Origin of the sequence: Flagellimonas abyssi, assembly GCF_019457905.1 — a bacterium.
Lineage (GTDB): Bacteria > Bacteroidota > Bacteroidia > Flavobacteriales > Flavobacteriaceae > Flagellimonas > Flagellimonas abyssi.
Genome location: NZ_JAHZSV010000025.1, coordinates 1 through 15927 on the forward strand (window position 1 = coordinate 1; position 15927 = coordinate 15927).

At 35.7% G+C, this 15927-nt stretch carries 11 protein-coding genes; 4 read left to right on the plus strand and 7 right to left on the minus strand.

Annotation, left to right across the window (positions count from 1 at the left end; all coding sequences use genetic code 11):
- Window positions 1–194 precede the first annotated feature (194 nt).
- Genes K1F36_RS15175 through K1F36_RS15200 form a run of 6 tightly spaced genes read right to left on the minus strand, consistent with a single transcriptional unit; the run spans window position 195 to window position 10522 of the window.
- A complete protein-coding gene (locus K1F36_RS15175) occupies window positions 195–1442 on the minus strand; it encodes a Shedu immune nuclease family protein (protein WP_220114607.1) in 1248 nt (415 codons plus the stop codon).
- 8 nt (window positions 1443–1450) lie between these two features.
- Complete coding sequence (locus K1F36_RS15180; protein WP_220114608.1) at window positions 1451–4663, minus strand: type I restriction endonuclease subunit R; 3213 nt, start codon at window positions 4661–4663, stop codon at window positions 1451–1453.
- Window positions 4664–4666: 3 nt separating this feature from the next.
- Entirely contained in the window at window positions 4667–5518 is an 852-nt protein-coding gene (locus tag K1F36_RS15185) for a hypothetical protein (RefSeq protein ID WP_220114609.1), read from the minus strand.
- Window positions 5506–7797 carry an argonaute/piwi family protein gene (locus tag K1F36_RS15190; protein WP_220114610.1) on the minus strand — a complete coding sequence of 764 codons (2292 nt, stop codon included), beginning with the start codon at window positions 7795–7797 and terminating at the stop codon, window positions 5506–5508. The genes K1F36_RS15185 and K1F36_RS15190 overlap by 13 nt, the downstream gene beginning before the upstream one ends.
- A gap of 12 nt (window positions 7798–7809) precedes the next feature.
- On the minus strand, window positions 7810–8976 hold the full coding sequence (locus tag K1F36_RS15195; RefSeq protein WP_220114611.1) for a restriction endonuclease subunit S: 1167 nt from the start codon (window positions 8974–8976) through the stop codon (window positions 7810–7812).
- A complete protein-coding gene (locus tag K1F36_RS15200; protein WP_220114612.1) occupies window positions 8960–10522 on the minus strand; it encodes a type I restriction-modification system subunit M in 1563 nt (520 codons plus the stop codon). Before K1F36_RS15200 ends, K1F36_RS15195 begins: the two co-directional genes overlap by 17 nt.
- 179 nt (window positions 10523–10701) lie before the next feature.
- Here K1F36_RS15200 and K1F36_RS15205 point away from each other — a divergent pair, with 179 nt between their 5' ends.
- The 3 genes from K1F36_RS15205 to K1F36_RS15215 are packed head-to-tail and all read left to right on the plus strand — an operon-like array spanning window position 10702 to window position 14300.
- Window positions 10702–11655 carry a hypothetical protein gene (locus K1F36_RS15205; protein WP_220114613.1) on the plus strand — a complete coding sequence of 318 codons (954 nt, stop codon included), beginning with the start codon at window positions 10702–10704 and terminating at the stop codon, window positions 11653–11655.
- Window positions 11656–11658: 3 nt separating this feature from the next.
- Entirely contained in the window at window positions 11659–12174 is a 516-nt protein-coding gene (locus K1F36_RS15210) for a DUF2779 domain-containing protein (RefSeq protein WP_313790082.1), read from the plus strand.
- On the plus strand, window positions 12171–14300 hold the full coding sequence (locus K1F36_RS15215) for an ATP-binding protein (protein ID WP_220114615.1): 2130 nt from the start codon (window positions 12171–12173) through the stop codon (window positions 14298–14300). Before K1F36_RS15210 ends, K1F36_RS15215 begins: the two co-directional genes overlap by 4 nt.
- A 238-nt stretch (window positions 14301–14538) precedes the next feature.
- Here K1F36_RS15215 and K1F36_RS15220 read toward each other — a convergent pair whose 3' ends face one another.
- Window positions 14539–14982, minus strand: coding sequence for a helix-turn-helix domain-containing protein (locus K1F36_RS15220; protein ID WP_220114616.1), 444 nt, complete (start codon window positions 14980–14982; stop codon window positions 14539–14541).
- 757 nt (window positions 14983–15739) lie between these two features.
- Here K1F36_RS15220 and K1F36_RS15225 point away from each other — a divergent pair.
- On the plus strand, window positions 15740–15927 hold a 188-nt coding region (locus tag K1F36_RS15225; RefSeq protein ID WP_220114617.1), incomplete at its 3' end, for a carboxypeptidase-like regulatory domain-containing protein.

Here is a 15927-nt window from a genome sequence, read left to right on the forward strand (position 1 = left end):
AGTGCAGTTTCGAAAGCCTGAAATTCCAAAAGGATTGCCCAAACCCCTTGAAATCAAGGAAGGGGATTTGGAGCGACATTATTTAAAGGTGCATCGAGAGGTGAGGTCGATATTTGAATGAATCAAAAACTTGAAATTTTACTGATTTTAAGCGTGATTTCATATTTTTTTGAGAGAAACCACAAAAATTCAAATTATATGGACCTAATTTGCTCTATTGTAAATTTTAACCTTTGCAATAGGTCATCGTAGGAAAGAATATCGATTACATTTTTGTACTTTCTTTTAACGACTTCGAAATCGGCTTTTTGTGCTTTGGATAAGTTATTTTCACGCCCCATTATGATTAAGCCTTTTGGGTTTGTAATATGTATTTCAAAGCCATTTGGTAGGTATTTGCCGTATTTGTCGATTAATTTTTTCTCTCCTCGTTGGCCCCATCGATTTAAATAGTAAATGTATTTTTCCAATTGCATTACGGTTCCAGATAATTCCTTAAGTGGGATGTGGTTTCCACGATATAAATTTCCGGTCATTATTGCATTGTTAAAGGGTTTTTTTATTTCGATAATATCTATATGGCCATTTGCATCAACAAATAGATAGTCCAAATATTTATTTTTCTGGTCATCCACCTTTATGTGGACATTATCGAACACTGCTATATATTTTGGATAAAGCATCAACAGAATATCGATAATTTCCTTTTGCCATTGCGCTTCACTAAAATCTTCCTCATCATCAAGCATCGATTTTAGTTTGTCATAGATTGTTCGGTATTTTTCAATCTCATATTCACTAAAAACTTTTCTCAATTGATTTTTAATCAGAGAGGGTTTTCTGTTCCTGTATTTTACAAAATGGCTTTGTGCGTCCTTGGTGCTATCAAAATAATTTCTCAGAACAGCAGAGACTCTAGCTTGTGCATAAAGTTTTTTTTCGTGGGTAGTTGGAAAGTTTTTTATCAGGGTATAGAAATCTTCAGCTGGCATACAGTTAGGTATACTTCCTCCGACAATGAAGTCTTCACTAACCAATTCAGCAATCTTCCCAAAAACCGAAATATTAGTTTCAGCAAGAAAGAAATCAATATCGATATTTAAATCTTTATGAATATAGATTTCTTGTTCTTCAACGAGGACATTTGGATGTATTCTATAGTATTGATCTTCGATTCCGTCTTTCTTTAATGTGATCAGGGAACCAATATTGAAGGTTATATGTTCATATTCATGGTAATCGACTATAAAGTCCTGAGTTTCGATTTCAAGGCGAGATGCATCAGCAACTAAACCTGGTGTTAAAGTAAATACACCTCTTTTAAATCTTACTAAACCATCTTCCTTTAGTTTTTGAACGACCCAATCATCAGGATTAAAAGGAGTATCTCCATAAGTATAGACTAATTGGATAAATTCTGGTGTTAGATTTATTTCAAGCATAATTAAGCTTAGTCATTATATTTTTTGAAATTTTCAGCTTGCTCAAATATCTCTACATAGACTTCATCTCGCTCGACTGGTGGATAGCCGTATTCATCTAATAGCAGAATTAACCCCACTTTTAAGGCAGATTTAATGTCATCCCGCTTGTTCCAATCGGGGAACTTTGCTTGGCTATCTACCAAATTTTTAACGGCCTTTGATAATTGAATCAGTTTATCTTCTGGGTAGGTGAAGTCATATTTTTTACAAAGGTCTTTTAAAATATCATAAAAAGCCTTTTCCTCGAAGCTAATACCTAAATCATCCCCAGCGTTAAACTCTCTATGAACTTCCCAAATTAAATCGGTGAGGGCATTGGCCATTTCCTCGTAAACCTCACTTTTAAAGATGTCGTTTGCATCTCTGTTATTGTAGCGTTCAACAATGGCCTGCATCTTCTTGGAAAAGTCAATTCCTCTCGCTTTGTTTACTTTACGCATCTCACCAATCACTTTGGCAAGAAGTTGTTGCAGTAATTTAATTTTGGTATTGGGTAATTTTATTTTGTCAATTTTGGCCAAATAGTCTTCATCAAAGATGTCTTGTTCGGTTTCTCCTTCTTCACCCAATTTGAAGATTTCTTCTACACCATCACTTTGAAGGGCGTCCTTAATCATTTCACGAACCCGAGCATTCATTTGGGCTGTATCTGGTGCATTACCTCTTGTTAGTTTGAATACAATTGAACGGATCGCCAAATAAAAGTGAGTATAATCACGTTCTTTTTGAGATAACTTTTCACTTCCGGCACAAATGTCATAAGCGGCTTTAAGGCGTTTGACCAACCCCATAAATCGGGTTTCTATTTCCTTGGTTTGCTGTACAAATTCAACAGCCATGTTCAAGGTGTTTAGTTGTTCTAGATTACTGCCATTGAAATATTTGCTGTTGTCAAACTTGTGCAGGAGCTTACCCAATAAATCCAAATGGTCTTTGACCACTACTAGTGATAGTTCAATGTCTTCAAAATTGTCTTCATCGCCCTTATTGTACTTAGCAAGTGCCTGGTTCATTTGTTTTTTAATACCGATATAGTCAACAACCAGTCCTTTGTGTTTACCTTCAAATTTGCGGTTTACCCGTGAAATGGTTTGAATGAGGTTGTGTTGTTGAATAGGCTTGTCAATATAAATACTATCTAAAAATGGCACATCAAATCCTGTTAGCCACATATCCACGACAATGGCAATTTTAAAGTTCGACTTTGGATTTTTGAATTGGCGATCTAGTTCCTTACGGTATTCTTTCGTGCCCAATAAGTCATAAAGTTCCTTCGGATCGTCTTTCCCTCTGGTCATGACCATTTTAATGCGCTCAATAGGTTTAAGCTCACGCTTATCTTTGTCGGTGAGTTCAGCACCTTCTTCAGATTTTCTAATTTCTGACCATTCAGGGCGGAGTTCAATGATATTCTTATAAAGTTCGTAGGCAATCTCACGACTACTGCTTACGAACATTGCTTTCCCTTTTACTGTAGCACCTTCTGAAATACGTTTTTCATAGTGATTTACAAAATCCTCGGCAACTGCCTTCAAGCGGTCTGGGTCGCCTAGGATAGCGTACATATTGGCAGTTTGTTCCTTACTTTTTTCGATTTGATATTCGTTGGCACCTATTTCAGCTGCTTCTTCGTAATATTTTTCAATCTTTTCCAATTCGCCATTTTTCAGGGCAACTTTGGCGGCTCTTCCTTCATAAACTATGCGAACGGTGATTTCATCCTTTACCGATTCAGTCATCGTGTACGCATCCACGACTTTACCAAAAACATCTAGAGTTGCATCGATGGGTGTTCCAGTAAATCCAACAAAGGTGGCATTAGGTAAGGAATCATGGAGGTATTTTGCAAAACCGAAGGTTTTTGTAACACCATTTTCTGTCACTTTTATCTTTTGATCGAGATTAGTCTGGCTTCGGTGTGCTTCGTCAGAGATACATATGATATTTGTTCTTCTGGTAAGTAATTCTGTGTCTTCCGTAAATTTATGAATGGTGGTCAAAAATACGCCACCACTTTGCCTTCCTTGGAGCTTATCCCTCAAATCAGACCTACTTTCGACACTTTCTACGGTATTATCTCCCAGAAACTTTTTGGCATTTATAAATTGTTCGGAAAGCTGTGTGTCCAAGTCAGTTCGGTCTGTGATTAAAACAATGGTCGGACTTTCAAAATATTCGCTTTTCATCAAAAGTCTTGAGAGGTATAGCATGGTAAAACTCTTGCCACACCCTGTAGCACCAAAATAAGTACCACCTTTACCGTCACCATCAGGCTTTTGTGCTAATTTGATATTGTCGTATAAAGCTCGTGCCGCATAATATTGTGGGTAACGGCAAACAATTTTTTCTTCTTTTTTACTATTGTCGGGTAGATAAATAAAATTACGGATGATGTCTCGCAAACGGTTCTTATCGAACATTCCCTGAATCAAGGTAAACATGCTGTCTATACCGTCCACATCTTTTGCTAGACCAGCTACTCTTCGCCAGGAATAAAAGAATTCATAAGGAGCAAAAAAAGAACCCGCTTTGTTGTTCCCTCCATCACTAATGACGCAAAAGGCATTGTATTTAAAAAGTTCAGGAATATCCCTTCTATAGCGAATGGTTAATTGTTTATACGCATCAAAAATCGTGGCTTCTTCACGAATAGCACTTTTAAACTCAAATACGACTACAGGTAGGCCATTGATATATACAATGCCGTCCGGTATTCGCTTTTCTGTACCGATGATTTCAAGTTGATTGACAAATTTGTAGATGTTTTTGTCAGTGGGATACTCTTCTGATGGTTCTGCGGAAATAGAAACTAAATCTTCTTTATTAGGACGACGTTGTTTTGAAAGCCCTGTATAGTCGATAAGTTGTATGTATATATCTTTTTGCTTCCGGTCTTCTCTTTTTAGTATGAGGCCGTCTGAAAGCATTCGTAGAAAGGTCTTATTACTTTCGTACAGATCAGAAGCTGGTAAGGATTTTAATTGAAGAATAATAGAGTTAACCTCATTTAAGGTAATGGCTTTGTGAGCATATCGGTCAAGCAAAAAAGACCTTAAGTCCTCCTCAATAATTACTTCATCTGGTTGGCGAGTAATAGTAATGCCCAAGTGATGGGGAAAACCTTGTTGCCCCAATAGCTCAGTAAATGCATTTTCTAATTTTTCTTCTGTGAATTTCATATTCTATATGTAACCAAAAACTCTTAACGTGAGTTCCTTAAATTTTTTTCTCAAGATTGGAATAATGTTACCCAAAAGGCCAATTCCCCCAATCCCGATTATTATACCAATATCATTAATCTTTGATTTTATATCGTCGGGTAAGGCTTGCATTGATTTATATGCCACAAATAGTAATAATATGAGAAACATATTGTACACTATATAGGTGAAAATATTTATTCTCTTCAAGAAACGCGCTTCAAAGTTTAATAATCTAGATACTTTATCGACATCATTTGGAAGCTTGTATTTTATGATGATATCAAATGCCCGATAATGAATGATACGATTAAAATCATTCTTAAATGACTGATGGGCATCACACATAGAGTCGTACGCATCATTCAATAATTCATTTGATAATTTTGATTTATCCAATAAAAAAATAAGTGTCAAAACGATAGATTGGTTGTTTGCTTTACTTTGATAGTTCTCATTTAGAAGATTTTCAAAAGTGGTCGTGGAGTCACCTTTTGCTCGATTATTAATTACTACAAGTAACCAGTTTTTATCACAATCAAATTTGATTACCCCGATTATTAGGGCATATATTAAAAAGTCATCATGAATAAAAGGTGCAGAAGAGTTTTCTGAAACCTTTCGTTTTGAAATTTTGGAGTATTGAGCACTAAAATCTTTTTTTGAATTCTTTTTGATGGCTTGTATTGAAGAATAGTAAATTCTATCAGTCTCAGAAAGTTCATTATCGGGAAAGGTTAAGTTTTCATCCGAAACCAATGCATATAGAGCCATTTGTTTTGGCTGTCCATCTAAACTCCTTAGGAACTGATGTCGTTCTTCTATAAAAACCATTTTTTACGCTTTAATGTATAGTTTAGATTGTCTGCATCCCATTCCGGTATATTTCTCATCTTACCAAGGAGTCTAGAAATTAGATTAGAATACAACATTGTTGCTGGCTCTTCCCTAGGTAAAAAGCTTCTCCAAGATAAATAGGTGAAGGAGTAAATCTGTTGGGTTATATAATTTAAATCGTAAAACATCAGGTCTTTTAGATGTGAGTCATCATGATTCCCTTGCGGTTTTCTAATTTTAATTTGAATAGGCGTACTCATACCATGTTTGGCTGTTTTGAGTTCTCTTGCCCCTAACATTTGGACTAAACTTGTTTCGTCATCTATAAAAATATTACTTCCTCTAATTGGGATGTATTTGCCAATTACTTGATCTGTTCGATATTTTTTTTCTCCTTGTTGACTTGTATCAAAAAGAATACTTGGATGACTTTTACTAATTGTTACAAAGGCAAATTTTATATTGAACTGACTTATTTCTTTCACCAGATTACTGATTACATCAAATTCAATATTTTTTATTGGTTTAAATATGTGAAAGATCAAACGAACTGTATCACCTTCTTGCCAAGCATATTCTTCTGAAAGTCTGTTAATAGAGCTTTTTAAACTTTTGAGCAATTCTTCAAAATAGCTTTCATAAGGAACGTCTTTAACCTTATCGCCCAACAAGTATTGGCCGTCACTTGACATGAAAGTTGTAATTCCAACAACACGACTACTTTCAGCACCTTTATACATTTTAGTGCGCAACCAACTATGTCCAATACCAATTACAATTTCCCTGTCTACAGATCGTTGTGCTGGAAGTACCCAAGGAGTCCCACCTAGCTTTGCATAGATTTGTAAGGCTAATGGATTCAGTATATATTCTGAGTAACTAGAAATAGTTGAGGAACGAACAAATTGTACTGGGATTTCAAGTGAAAGTAATTTTGCCTTTATTTTAAAGTAGGGATTCTGAGAGTCTGGTAAAGTTTTAAAAGTTCCGGGGATTTCTATAACTGCTAGATGCGGTTTTTCTTCATCATAATTACTAATTGCACTCAGATATTCTTGTAACGTGTAATCCGTAATTTCGTGAATAAAATAATTTACTTCCTGAAGCTCATACTTTTTAAGGAGTCCTTTTTGAAAGTATTTTGAATCAGAAATACCATCTTTTAGGTGAGATAAGAATCTTGTGAAATCTCCACGCTTCGATCTATGACATATACTCAGTATCCTAGGACTCTTAATATCAAAACTAATGCTATCGTATGGCCCATAGTTGGATAATCCCATATCAGCATTCATGTTATTTTTCTTTGTGCCAGCATGATCATAGATGAAGGTTGGTGTTTGTGGATTCATGCTGTTTTGCACATCCAAGGGATTAATATCAACTTGAAAGCAGAAACCATCTCTATTTTGAAATAATATAGGCTTACCTTTCTCAGAAAACAGGTGTTTTGCAATTTTACCAATTTCGTTGAATTGGTTTACGGGGTTCTGTTTTTTAATACGTTCTTGATAAACAGTGGACAATATTTGATTGCACTTTTGTTCCCCAACAGAAAAATTTAAATAAGCTTCGATATTCCTTTTTGTCTTACGAATGAAAAGCTCTTTTAAGGAATATGTCTGTTCACCCTCACTAGTAGAAACTATTGCTGTTTCACCGTTTATTGATTTCAAAACCCCTACAAAGTCTTCATTAGGAGCCAATACATTATCCAACCCTGGTAGTGTTTCTGTGTGCAAGACTTCAAAGTCTGATAGGTCAAATCCTTCTTTATGTAACTCTAGGCAAGAGATATTGAAGACCCAATTTCTTCGAATGTTAATAACGAATGCAAAACCTTTGGAGTTGTTGATATTGGTTTGTCTGATTTGGACTTCAATCAACTTCTTAAAAGCGATTTTATGTTTTAGATTTTCCGGTAAAAAATTGAGGATTAAATCATCTTTTTCTTGGCGTGAATAAAAGCGGAAGGGGTAAAAGTCTACAGGAATAAAACCTTTAAATCGGTCTTTGAATGTTCTGAAAAAAATGTGCTTTACTAAAGATGAAGTAACTCTAGGGTCCATAAAAACAGATCGCTTTCCAACAGATCCTGTAAGCTGGTTTTCCTGATCATCTTTGTTAGAAATTACAATTGATTCTCCATCTCTAAAGAATGAATATGAGGAATTATAGTCTTGTCTCAACTCATGAAGACGTTCATCAGAATATGGTACTGTAATGACCTGATAATCGGAAAATTCAAAATGTATTGGAAAGTAATTTAATTGCATAATCTATTAATCTTATATTTTGGTCATTTTGGAAAGCAGTAAGTCTTTTAATTTTTTCAGCTTCTGGTTTTCTTTATTCAAGGTTTCCGAGTATTGGTAAAATTGACTTGTAAGAGAGTCATATTTTTTTAAAATTTCTAACTCTGGATATATTATTTTTATTGAAGAAATTTGTGGAATTGTAAGTTGATTTTGTACCGATCCTGATTTGTCAAAGTCAATTTGTTTAATAGATTGCCATAAATAAATCGCAGCTATTGATGTGTGTGGTATCAAGACTAACAATCTAACTATAGCATCAAATTCTTCTCTACGTAAAACACAGAAACCAATTGTTCCTCTTGCAGATATAGTGATGCTGTTTTTTGGATAATTATGTTTGTCGGTATATCCGTATAGTCCGTCATCTGTGGTTCCGTTAGAGTAAATGGGGATAGGAAAATCATTTGATTTTACTGATGAAAAATTGATTGGTTTATCACCACCAGCTTTTAAAGTACCTACTTCTGAAATTGCCTTGTTCTCCCAACTTTTTGGAATCTCTTTCATCAAATCCGTATTAAATACCATTTCTCCACCACTACTTTTGTAGGGTTTTCCATTTTCATCAGGAAATTCAAAATCTACAAACCATTCCCTGTAGACTGCCTGTGCGGTTTCTTCCAATTTTTGGATAAGTCGCTCATTTAGTTTAATCCGGTTTTCAATGGTTTTATATTCCGTAATAATTTCCTTTTGTCTGTCTGGGTGAGGGATGGGCAGTTTCATGTTCTCAAAATCTTCCCAATCCAAACTTCCTCTAACACCTCCAACTGCATGGAAACAAGCTTCACGGTCAAATTCCGCTCTTTCAAACCACATCATTAAGTAATCGGGTAATAGCTTTTGTTCATCCTTTACTTCGAAGACTGGATAAGCTTGTGAAATAATAGCTTCATCATATTCTTTCAGCAAAGCAACCGGCATTTTTTTATCACGCCTAACCTGCATTACACTACAAGCAAATTGATTTTTTCGAATGACTTTATAGTTTGACATATTGGTTCCCACGGTATTTGCGACAGATGGGATAAATTCTTTTGAAATACTCAAGCCCAAAAGATTGTTCACGCGCAAATCTCTATTTCGCTCATCTACGAGCTGTATATGTTCACCAATGGGTCTATAATTTGATTTCATATCCCAGCTCTTTGAACACGTTTAATAAATCTTTTTTGCTTTGGGCTTCCTCTTTTAGAAGTTCGCTAACCTCATTTTTGAGGTTGTTCATTTTTTCATCAAAATCAATATTCTCATCTCTGTTAATGAACTCAATATATTTGCTTGGGACCAGAGAAAAGTCTTTTTTCTCAACTTCTTCAATAGAAGCGGCATAACAGAATTCAGGGATATTTTCTATTTCTTCAACCTGCCATTGGTGGTAGGTGCCTGTTATCCTTTTAATGTCATCATCGGAAAACTGGATATATTTTTTCTCAAATGGAATTCCGGTTTCCCGCAAGTCCATGAACAGAATTTCGTTTTCTCTATCACGGTGGTTACGGATTTCATCACCAATTTTTCTGGTCTGCTTTTTCTTATTTTTATTCAATATCCAGAGTGTGACACTAATATTTGTGGTATAGAACATGTTTTGAGGTAGAACCAAAATTGCTTCAACTAGCTTATTTTCAATAAGCTTCTTGCGGATTTTGTATTCTTCGCCAGAACCGCTGAGTGCACCATTGGCCAAGATAAAACCAGCGACACCATTGTCGGAGAGTTTGCTCACCATATTTAAAATCCAGCCATAGTTGGCATTGCTTTTTGGAGGTACATCGTAGCCCATCCAACGCGGGTCATCCAAAAGTTCATTTTCGGCTCTCCAGTCCTTTTGGTTAAAAGGAGGGTTAGCCATTATAAAATCAGCTTTTAAATCTTTATGCTGGTCATCTAAAAAGGTATTAGCGGCTTTTTCCCCAAGGTTTCCACTAATCCCACGAATTGCCAAATTCATTTTTGCCAGTTTGTACGTGGTATTTGTGTATTCCTGCCCATAAATGGAAACTTCCTTTTTATTACCATGATGGGCCTCAATGAACTTGATACTTTGTACGAACATACCGCCTGAACCGCAAGCGGGGTCATAGATTATACCTTTGTATGGTTCAATCATTTCAGCGATCAGATTGACGATACTTTTTGGTGTATAGAATTCTCCTTTGCCCTTTCCTTCTGCTAATGCAAATTTTGATAGGAAATACTCATATACTTTGCCAACCAAATCCTGTTTTGGATCTTTTGTGGTGTCTATTTTATTGATGGTGTCTAATAAGGAAGCTAGTTTGGTAACATCTAGGCCTAGACGTGAAAAATAGTTATCTGGCAATGCGCCTTTTAGGGCTTTATTATTTTTCTCAATAGTGTGAAGGGCAGTATCAATCAATAAGGCAATATCATTCTGCTTTGATTTTTTAATGAGATAATTCCATCTGCTCGCTTCTTCCAAAAAGAACACATTGTTCTGATTATAGAAAGCAGGCATCTCTAAGTATTTTTCTTTACCCTCACTTATAAGTTTTGCTCTTTGATTTTCAAACTTATCACTAGCAAATTTTAAGAAAATCAGGCTTAGGACTACGTGTTTATACTCGGCAGGTTCAACACTACCTCTTAGCTTATTTGCGGCATCCCACAGGGTTACTTCAATCGGTTTTTCTTTTTTAGTGCTAGCTTTTTTGGCCATTATAGTCTTCAATGTTTACAAGTTTGGTTTCAAATCTAATACTTAAGGCTATTAGACCACAATTGAGATTGGTTAAAAAGGGTAATTAATCGGGGGAAAGACTTCAATAATACAAAAATTGTAAGATTTTTATTCAAAATGATTATTTTTCATTCCTAGCCCATAGATAGGCTTTCATAATGCAACTAACCAAGACAGATTACATACAATATTTAAATTGCCCAGAATCACTTTGGTTATTCAAAAACAAACCCGATGAATACCCGAATGGCGAATTCTCTCTTTTTCTTCAAAAACTAATTGATGAAGGGTATGAGGTTGAAGAGTTTGCACAAAAATTATTTCCTCATGGTATAAAGCTACCGGAATTTGGTACGCCAAAGGACACAGAGGACGCGTTGGAGAATGACGGTGTTTGTTTTTTTCAGGCCGCATTTAAAACAGATATAGGTGTTTTTGCTCGTATCGATGTCTTGGAACATCTTCATAATAATACCTGGCATATTTATGAGGTGAAATCATCCACAAGTGTCAAGACCGATAAAAAGCATAATCATCTTAAAGATGCCTGTTTTCAAAAATATGTATTGGAACAAAATGGGTATAAAGTCTCGAAAGTTTCTATTATTCATTTGAATAAGGATTACATTCGAAATGGTGTTATTGATCCTGGGGCATTATTAACCGTAGAAGAGGTCACTGATCGCATAGAGGAAGTTTATACGGATGTAGCGTTGGAAGTAGAGCAAGCGGTTCACTATATTAATCAAGCCAGCATTGATGAGACGAAGTGTTCTTGTCGATTAAACACGCGTACAAATCATTGCGATAGTTTCGGTTATTTCAATGAGGATATTCCGGAATTTAGCATTTATGAAATAGGAAATATCCGCGCTAATAAAATTGAGGAGCTTCATGATGCGGGTATTCTTGGAATCAAGGATATACCCAACAATTTTAATTTAAATGCCAAACAGGCCTTGCAACTACAATCGGCGCGAAAAGACAGCCCCATAATTGCACATGCTAAGATTGACAAAATTCTATCTTCTTTAGAGTTTCCCTTACATTTCATCGATTACGAGACCTATGCCAGTGCCGTGCCACGAATTGATGGGGTGAAACCGCATTAACATATTCCTTTTCAGGTCTCAATTCATACAATGCAGACCGATGGTTCAATTGAGCATTTTGAATTTCTTGCAGAAAAGCTTGAATTGCCCGACCAGATGGCAAAGTCAATGTTGGATTATACTGGAATGGTAGGAACATTTATTTCATGGCACAAAAGTTTTGAAATGGGCAGAAATAGTGACATGATTGAATGGCTTCCCCATCATGCCGAGTATCTGGAGTATATGAATTCCAATATGTTTGATTTAGAGGATATATTCAAAACAGAATATGTTGATTATCGCTTCCATGGATCAACATCAATAAAGAAGGTTTTGCCTGTTCTTCTCCCTGAATTAAGCTATGATGAACTGGAAGTTCAAAATGGCACTATGGCTTTAGACCTATGGCGTCGGATGGTTTTGGATAGTGGCTTTGATAAGGATAAAAATGAAGTACGACAAAAGCTTCTTGAATATTGTAAATTAGACACTTGGGCTATGGTTGAACTATTTAGGAAATTGAAAACTATCCGATGAAAAAAAATCAAAGACTTATTTTTTTAGGGCTGTCCCTGATAATTTTAATTGTTATTGGGCGCATAGTGACCGGAAGCTTTAATTTCCTTTTACATGACTTTTGGTTTACATCCGGATTTCTGCTATTAATTCTTCTATCACTTGTTGATCAGCCCCATTTTTCAAAAGATTCCAATGTATTCATCAATGCTGTTACGGCAGGAATTTCGTTGTTGCTTGTCAATGAAGAAAATAGAAATTGGGTATTTTGGGCATTCCTTGTGCTCACAATATATCTTACCATAAGTAGCTATACTTTAATGCTGTTAAGAAGCAGACCTTTATCGAAAGAGAGTAAATCAATCAGGCTCTTTTCAAAACTAAATAGGGAAGTAGGAAGACCTCAAACCCTGTTTTCTGCATTCTTTCTTTGGGGTGTATTAATTCAATTTTCCACCGACAGTAACGGCTTTAATACGCTTCTTTTATACTGGGTCATTTTTATGATTGTTAACCTTCCAGCGGTGGCAGGTGCAATAAATGCTTTGTTTGAAAGCAAAACTGAAATTGGTTCGAGAAATGCAATAGGTGCAATTTTTGGAGTCCAATCAAAGAATACATTTTTAGTTAAACTTTTTCCAGAAAGGGAAGAATCTTTAAAACTCTTTGATTTTGTAGAATTTGTGTATTCCATAGATGAAAAGAATATAATTAGAAAGGGCATTGTCCTAGATTCTTATTTATTGAATGAGGAACAATGGATAAAAGTTTTAACTGGGCAAGAAATCAGCAAAATTTTTGGCAATAAGGCAGTTTATAAGGATCATGAAAGCGATATTATTTATAAGATAACCGAGATACCTCAGAATGATTATCTGGAAAAGTTTGTGGGAATCATTACTGAAAACTCTGCAATTTCACGCATTAAATTCATTTACAATTCTAAAGCTCAAATTCAAGAAGGTCAGTTGCTTGTCGTAAATGTTGGAAAATCCAAGGAGAAAGTTTATTACCAAATTGTTGAAGGGATTACTCGCATTGAGCAGTTAGAAAGCAAAAATGAAACTGGTTTTATTATTGGTGAAGCAATTCAGTTAGGAGTTTGGGTCCATGATAAAGTAAGGTTTGAACAGTTTGGTTGGGTTCCTGATATTAACTCGCCTGTCTACGTTGTTTCAGAAATAAACGAGTTTAATTGTGAAGACCACGAATTAAAAATAGGTAGTATTCCTAATACAAATTTTCCTGTCATTCTTGATAAAAACATTGCTCTAACGCACCATACGGCTGTTTTAGGTGTTACAGGGACTGGTAAATCCGTTTTTGCCAGAAATCTTATTCGAGAATATCTAAAAGATGAAACAATCAAGGTAATTTGTATTGATTTTACGGGTGAATACCAAGGCAAATTTCAAGACCTTAGTCCAGCTAAGATAGTTTCTGATGAAGACGATGCCAAGCTATATCAAACATTTGAATGGGTTTCAAATGAATTGGAAAAATTTGGAAACCAACAAGACAAAGCTAAATTAAAGCAGGCAGATGATTTTATAAAAAAGACTTTAAGTGATTCATTATCTGAGTTTCTTAATGATGATAATGAAAAAATAAGCATTTTTGAATTGCCAGATGTTTCAAATACGGCCAGTATATTAGAATATACAAGACAATTGTTTAAAGCACTTTTTTCAATCGCAAAAGCTGAAAAGTGCTTTAATCATAAAGTTTGTATTGTGTTAGAAGAGGCACACACAGTTATACCAGAATGGAACTTTGTAGGTATTGCAGATAAATCTTCTCAATCACTTTTAAATAGTATTGCTCAAATAGCTTTGCAAGGCAGGAAATATGATGTTGGTCTTTTAGTAATTGCACAAAGAACTGCAAATGTTTCTAAAACTGTTTTGACTCAATGTAATACAATTATTGCATTTCAAGAATTTGATAAAACAAGTAGTGAGTTTCTTTCTAACTATTTTGGACAAGGTATCGCTGCCATGTTGCCTAACTTAAAGTTTAGGCAGGCAATTGCGGCGGGCAAAGCTCTTAAGTCAAACGTACCTATGATATTTGAAGTTCCGTTATTGGAAGAGCCAGACGCTAACAATAATGTGGCTCAAGATGCAGATGAGCCTCAAGAAGCATAATCTTGTGCGGAATTGATTTTGGCTATTAAATTTCTAATCTCTCTTGATATTCATCCATCACATGTGTTGGTAATTCTTTAATGTAAATTTCAGTGGTAGAGAGTTTGGAGTGATCAAGAATTTTACTCAGGGCGTTAAAAGGCAAATCATTTAAGATGGGATTTGTTGTTTTGGAGCGATATTTAAACCGAAAAGAACACCTTTAAATAGGTGTGACAGGTATTCATTTGTGTATAGGTTATTTGAAGATTCTTTTTCTTAATTTGGCATCGATTAAATGTGGTTTTTTCAATATATGCCAGCGATTAATTTCATCTTGGCTAAGCGGCTCAATAGACATTAGGTTAAATCTTTCTGGGACTTCCCCGTTATCATTTACGATTTGTTTTCTTGTGTTGGTTTTTAAGAGCTCCAGCTTTATACTTACTACATCGTTTTTTAATACCTGTTTAGGAAATAAGTCTTGATATGTATTCAAATTTAAAGCATAGGCAATACGGGAAATCATTCTAGTATTGGGCTTGGCTCGATTTTTAAGATTTTCAATATTTCCAATATAGCCTTCCGACACCCCTAATCTATGCGACAACTGAACTTGATCTACATTTGATTTGATTCTGGCAATTCGGATATTTTCCTTTATCCAAAAGTCAAATTCAGATATAATCAGCTCCAATTGCATACTTTTGAGTTATCCGCTAAGGAATGAATAGCAATAATTATTATCACATACTTTGGGGTGAGTGATAATTTTTATATATTGGCATCAGAATATTTATTTTTGCGATTCTTCGTTTAGACAATATTTGAAGCTTTCGCTTAGAGTCTCGTACTAGAAAACTGGTAATTTTTATGGAAACGAGATAATAAGTAGATTGCTCACGACCCGGGGCGTGGGCTCTCTTATTGTTTCCAAGGCATACCAGTGCCCCTAGTGCAGTAAGTTGAGTTCCGCGCCTTTTTTTGGGTAATTGGTTCATTTCAACATTCTTCTTAGCGTTTGGTTTCTTTGGTCCTTTCGGGGTGTCGCCCAACCATTTTGGGTTATGGGAAACATTTGGCAATTTTTTTATGTAGGGTTTACTCCGTGTTGTTGTCCGATTTTTGGGGCATCGCATTCGGTGTTTGATATCCTGTTTAAAAAGAAGCCAAAGAATCCTGTATAATCCTTAGGCCACGGTTGTGGGATACACGTTACACATTTTTCCGGTTCACTATATCCTTTTGTCCCACAATCAACAACTGCACTTTTAGGGCAACCGGCCCGATCACGAAACCATGGTCTTTTTTGGTTTAGGAATCCTATTTCTGGGTATGTTTTTGCCCGGGCAGGATGGCCTATATCCGAACCTTGATGTCCTTTAGGAAGTTACGGCTTTTACGTGACTTATGGGGCAGTGTGGAAAATAACTAACGCTTTAATTAAAAGAACTCAATTTATGCAACTCATAACAATACGCATGCGCAGGGCATCCCTGTTCGTGCTCCTCTATATCTTTTTAATGCCCTTTTGTGCTTTTTATATGCAGGCGAGCACTGTCTTGGAACCACCACAGGCCACCGTTACCGGCACCGTGACCGATACCTCGGGGAATCCCCTGGCCGGGGTGAACCTTGTGGTGGAATC

Bases quoted from the DNA above. Each gene is read 5' to 3' on its own strand.
- K1F36_RS15195 (WP_220114611.1), bottom strand. From the start codon at position 8,976: ATGAAATCAAATTATAGACCCATTGGTGAACATATACAGCTCGTAGAT.
- K1F36_RS15175 (WP_220114607.1), bottom strand. From the start codon at position 1,442: ATGCTTGAAATAAATCTAACACCAGAATTTATCCAATTAGTCTATACT.
- K1F36_RS15200 (WP_220114612.1), bottom strand. From the start codon at position 10,522: ATGGCCAAAAAAGCTAGCACTAAAAAAGAAAAACCGATTGAAGTAACC.
- K1F36_RS15190 (WP_220114610.1), bottom strand. From the start codon at position 7,797: ATGCAATTAAATTACTTTCCAATACATTTTGAATTTTCCGATTATCAG.
- K1F36_RS15180 (WP_220114608.1), bottom strand. From the start codon at position 4,663: ATGAAATTCACAGAAGAAAAATTAGAAAATGCATTTACTGAGCTATTG.
- K1F36_RS15215 (WP_220114615.1), top strand. From the start codon at position 12,171: ATGAAAAAAAATCAAAGACTTATTTTTTTAGGGCTGTCCCTGATAATT.
- K1F36_RS15205 (WP_220114613.1), top strand. From the start codon at position 10,702: ATGCAACTAACCAAGACAGATTACATACAATATTTAAATTGCCCAGAA.
- K1F36_RS15220 (WP_220114616.1), bottom strand. From the start codon at position 14,982: ATGCAATTGGAGCTGATTATATCTGAATTTGACTTTTGGATAAAGGAA.
- K1F36_RS15185 (WP_220114609.1), bottom strand. From the start codon at position 5,518: ATGGTTTTTATAGAAGAACGACATCAGTTCCTAAGGAGTTTAGATGGA.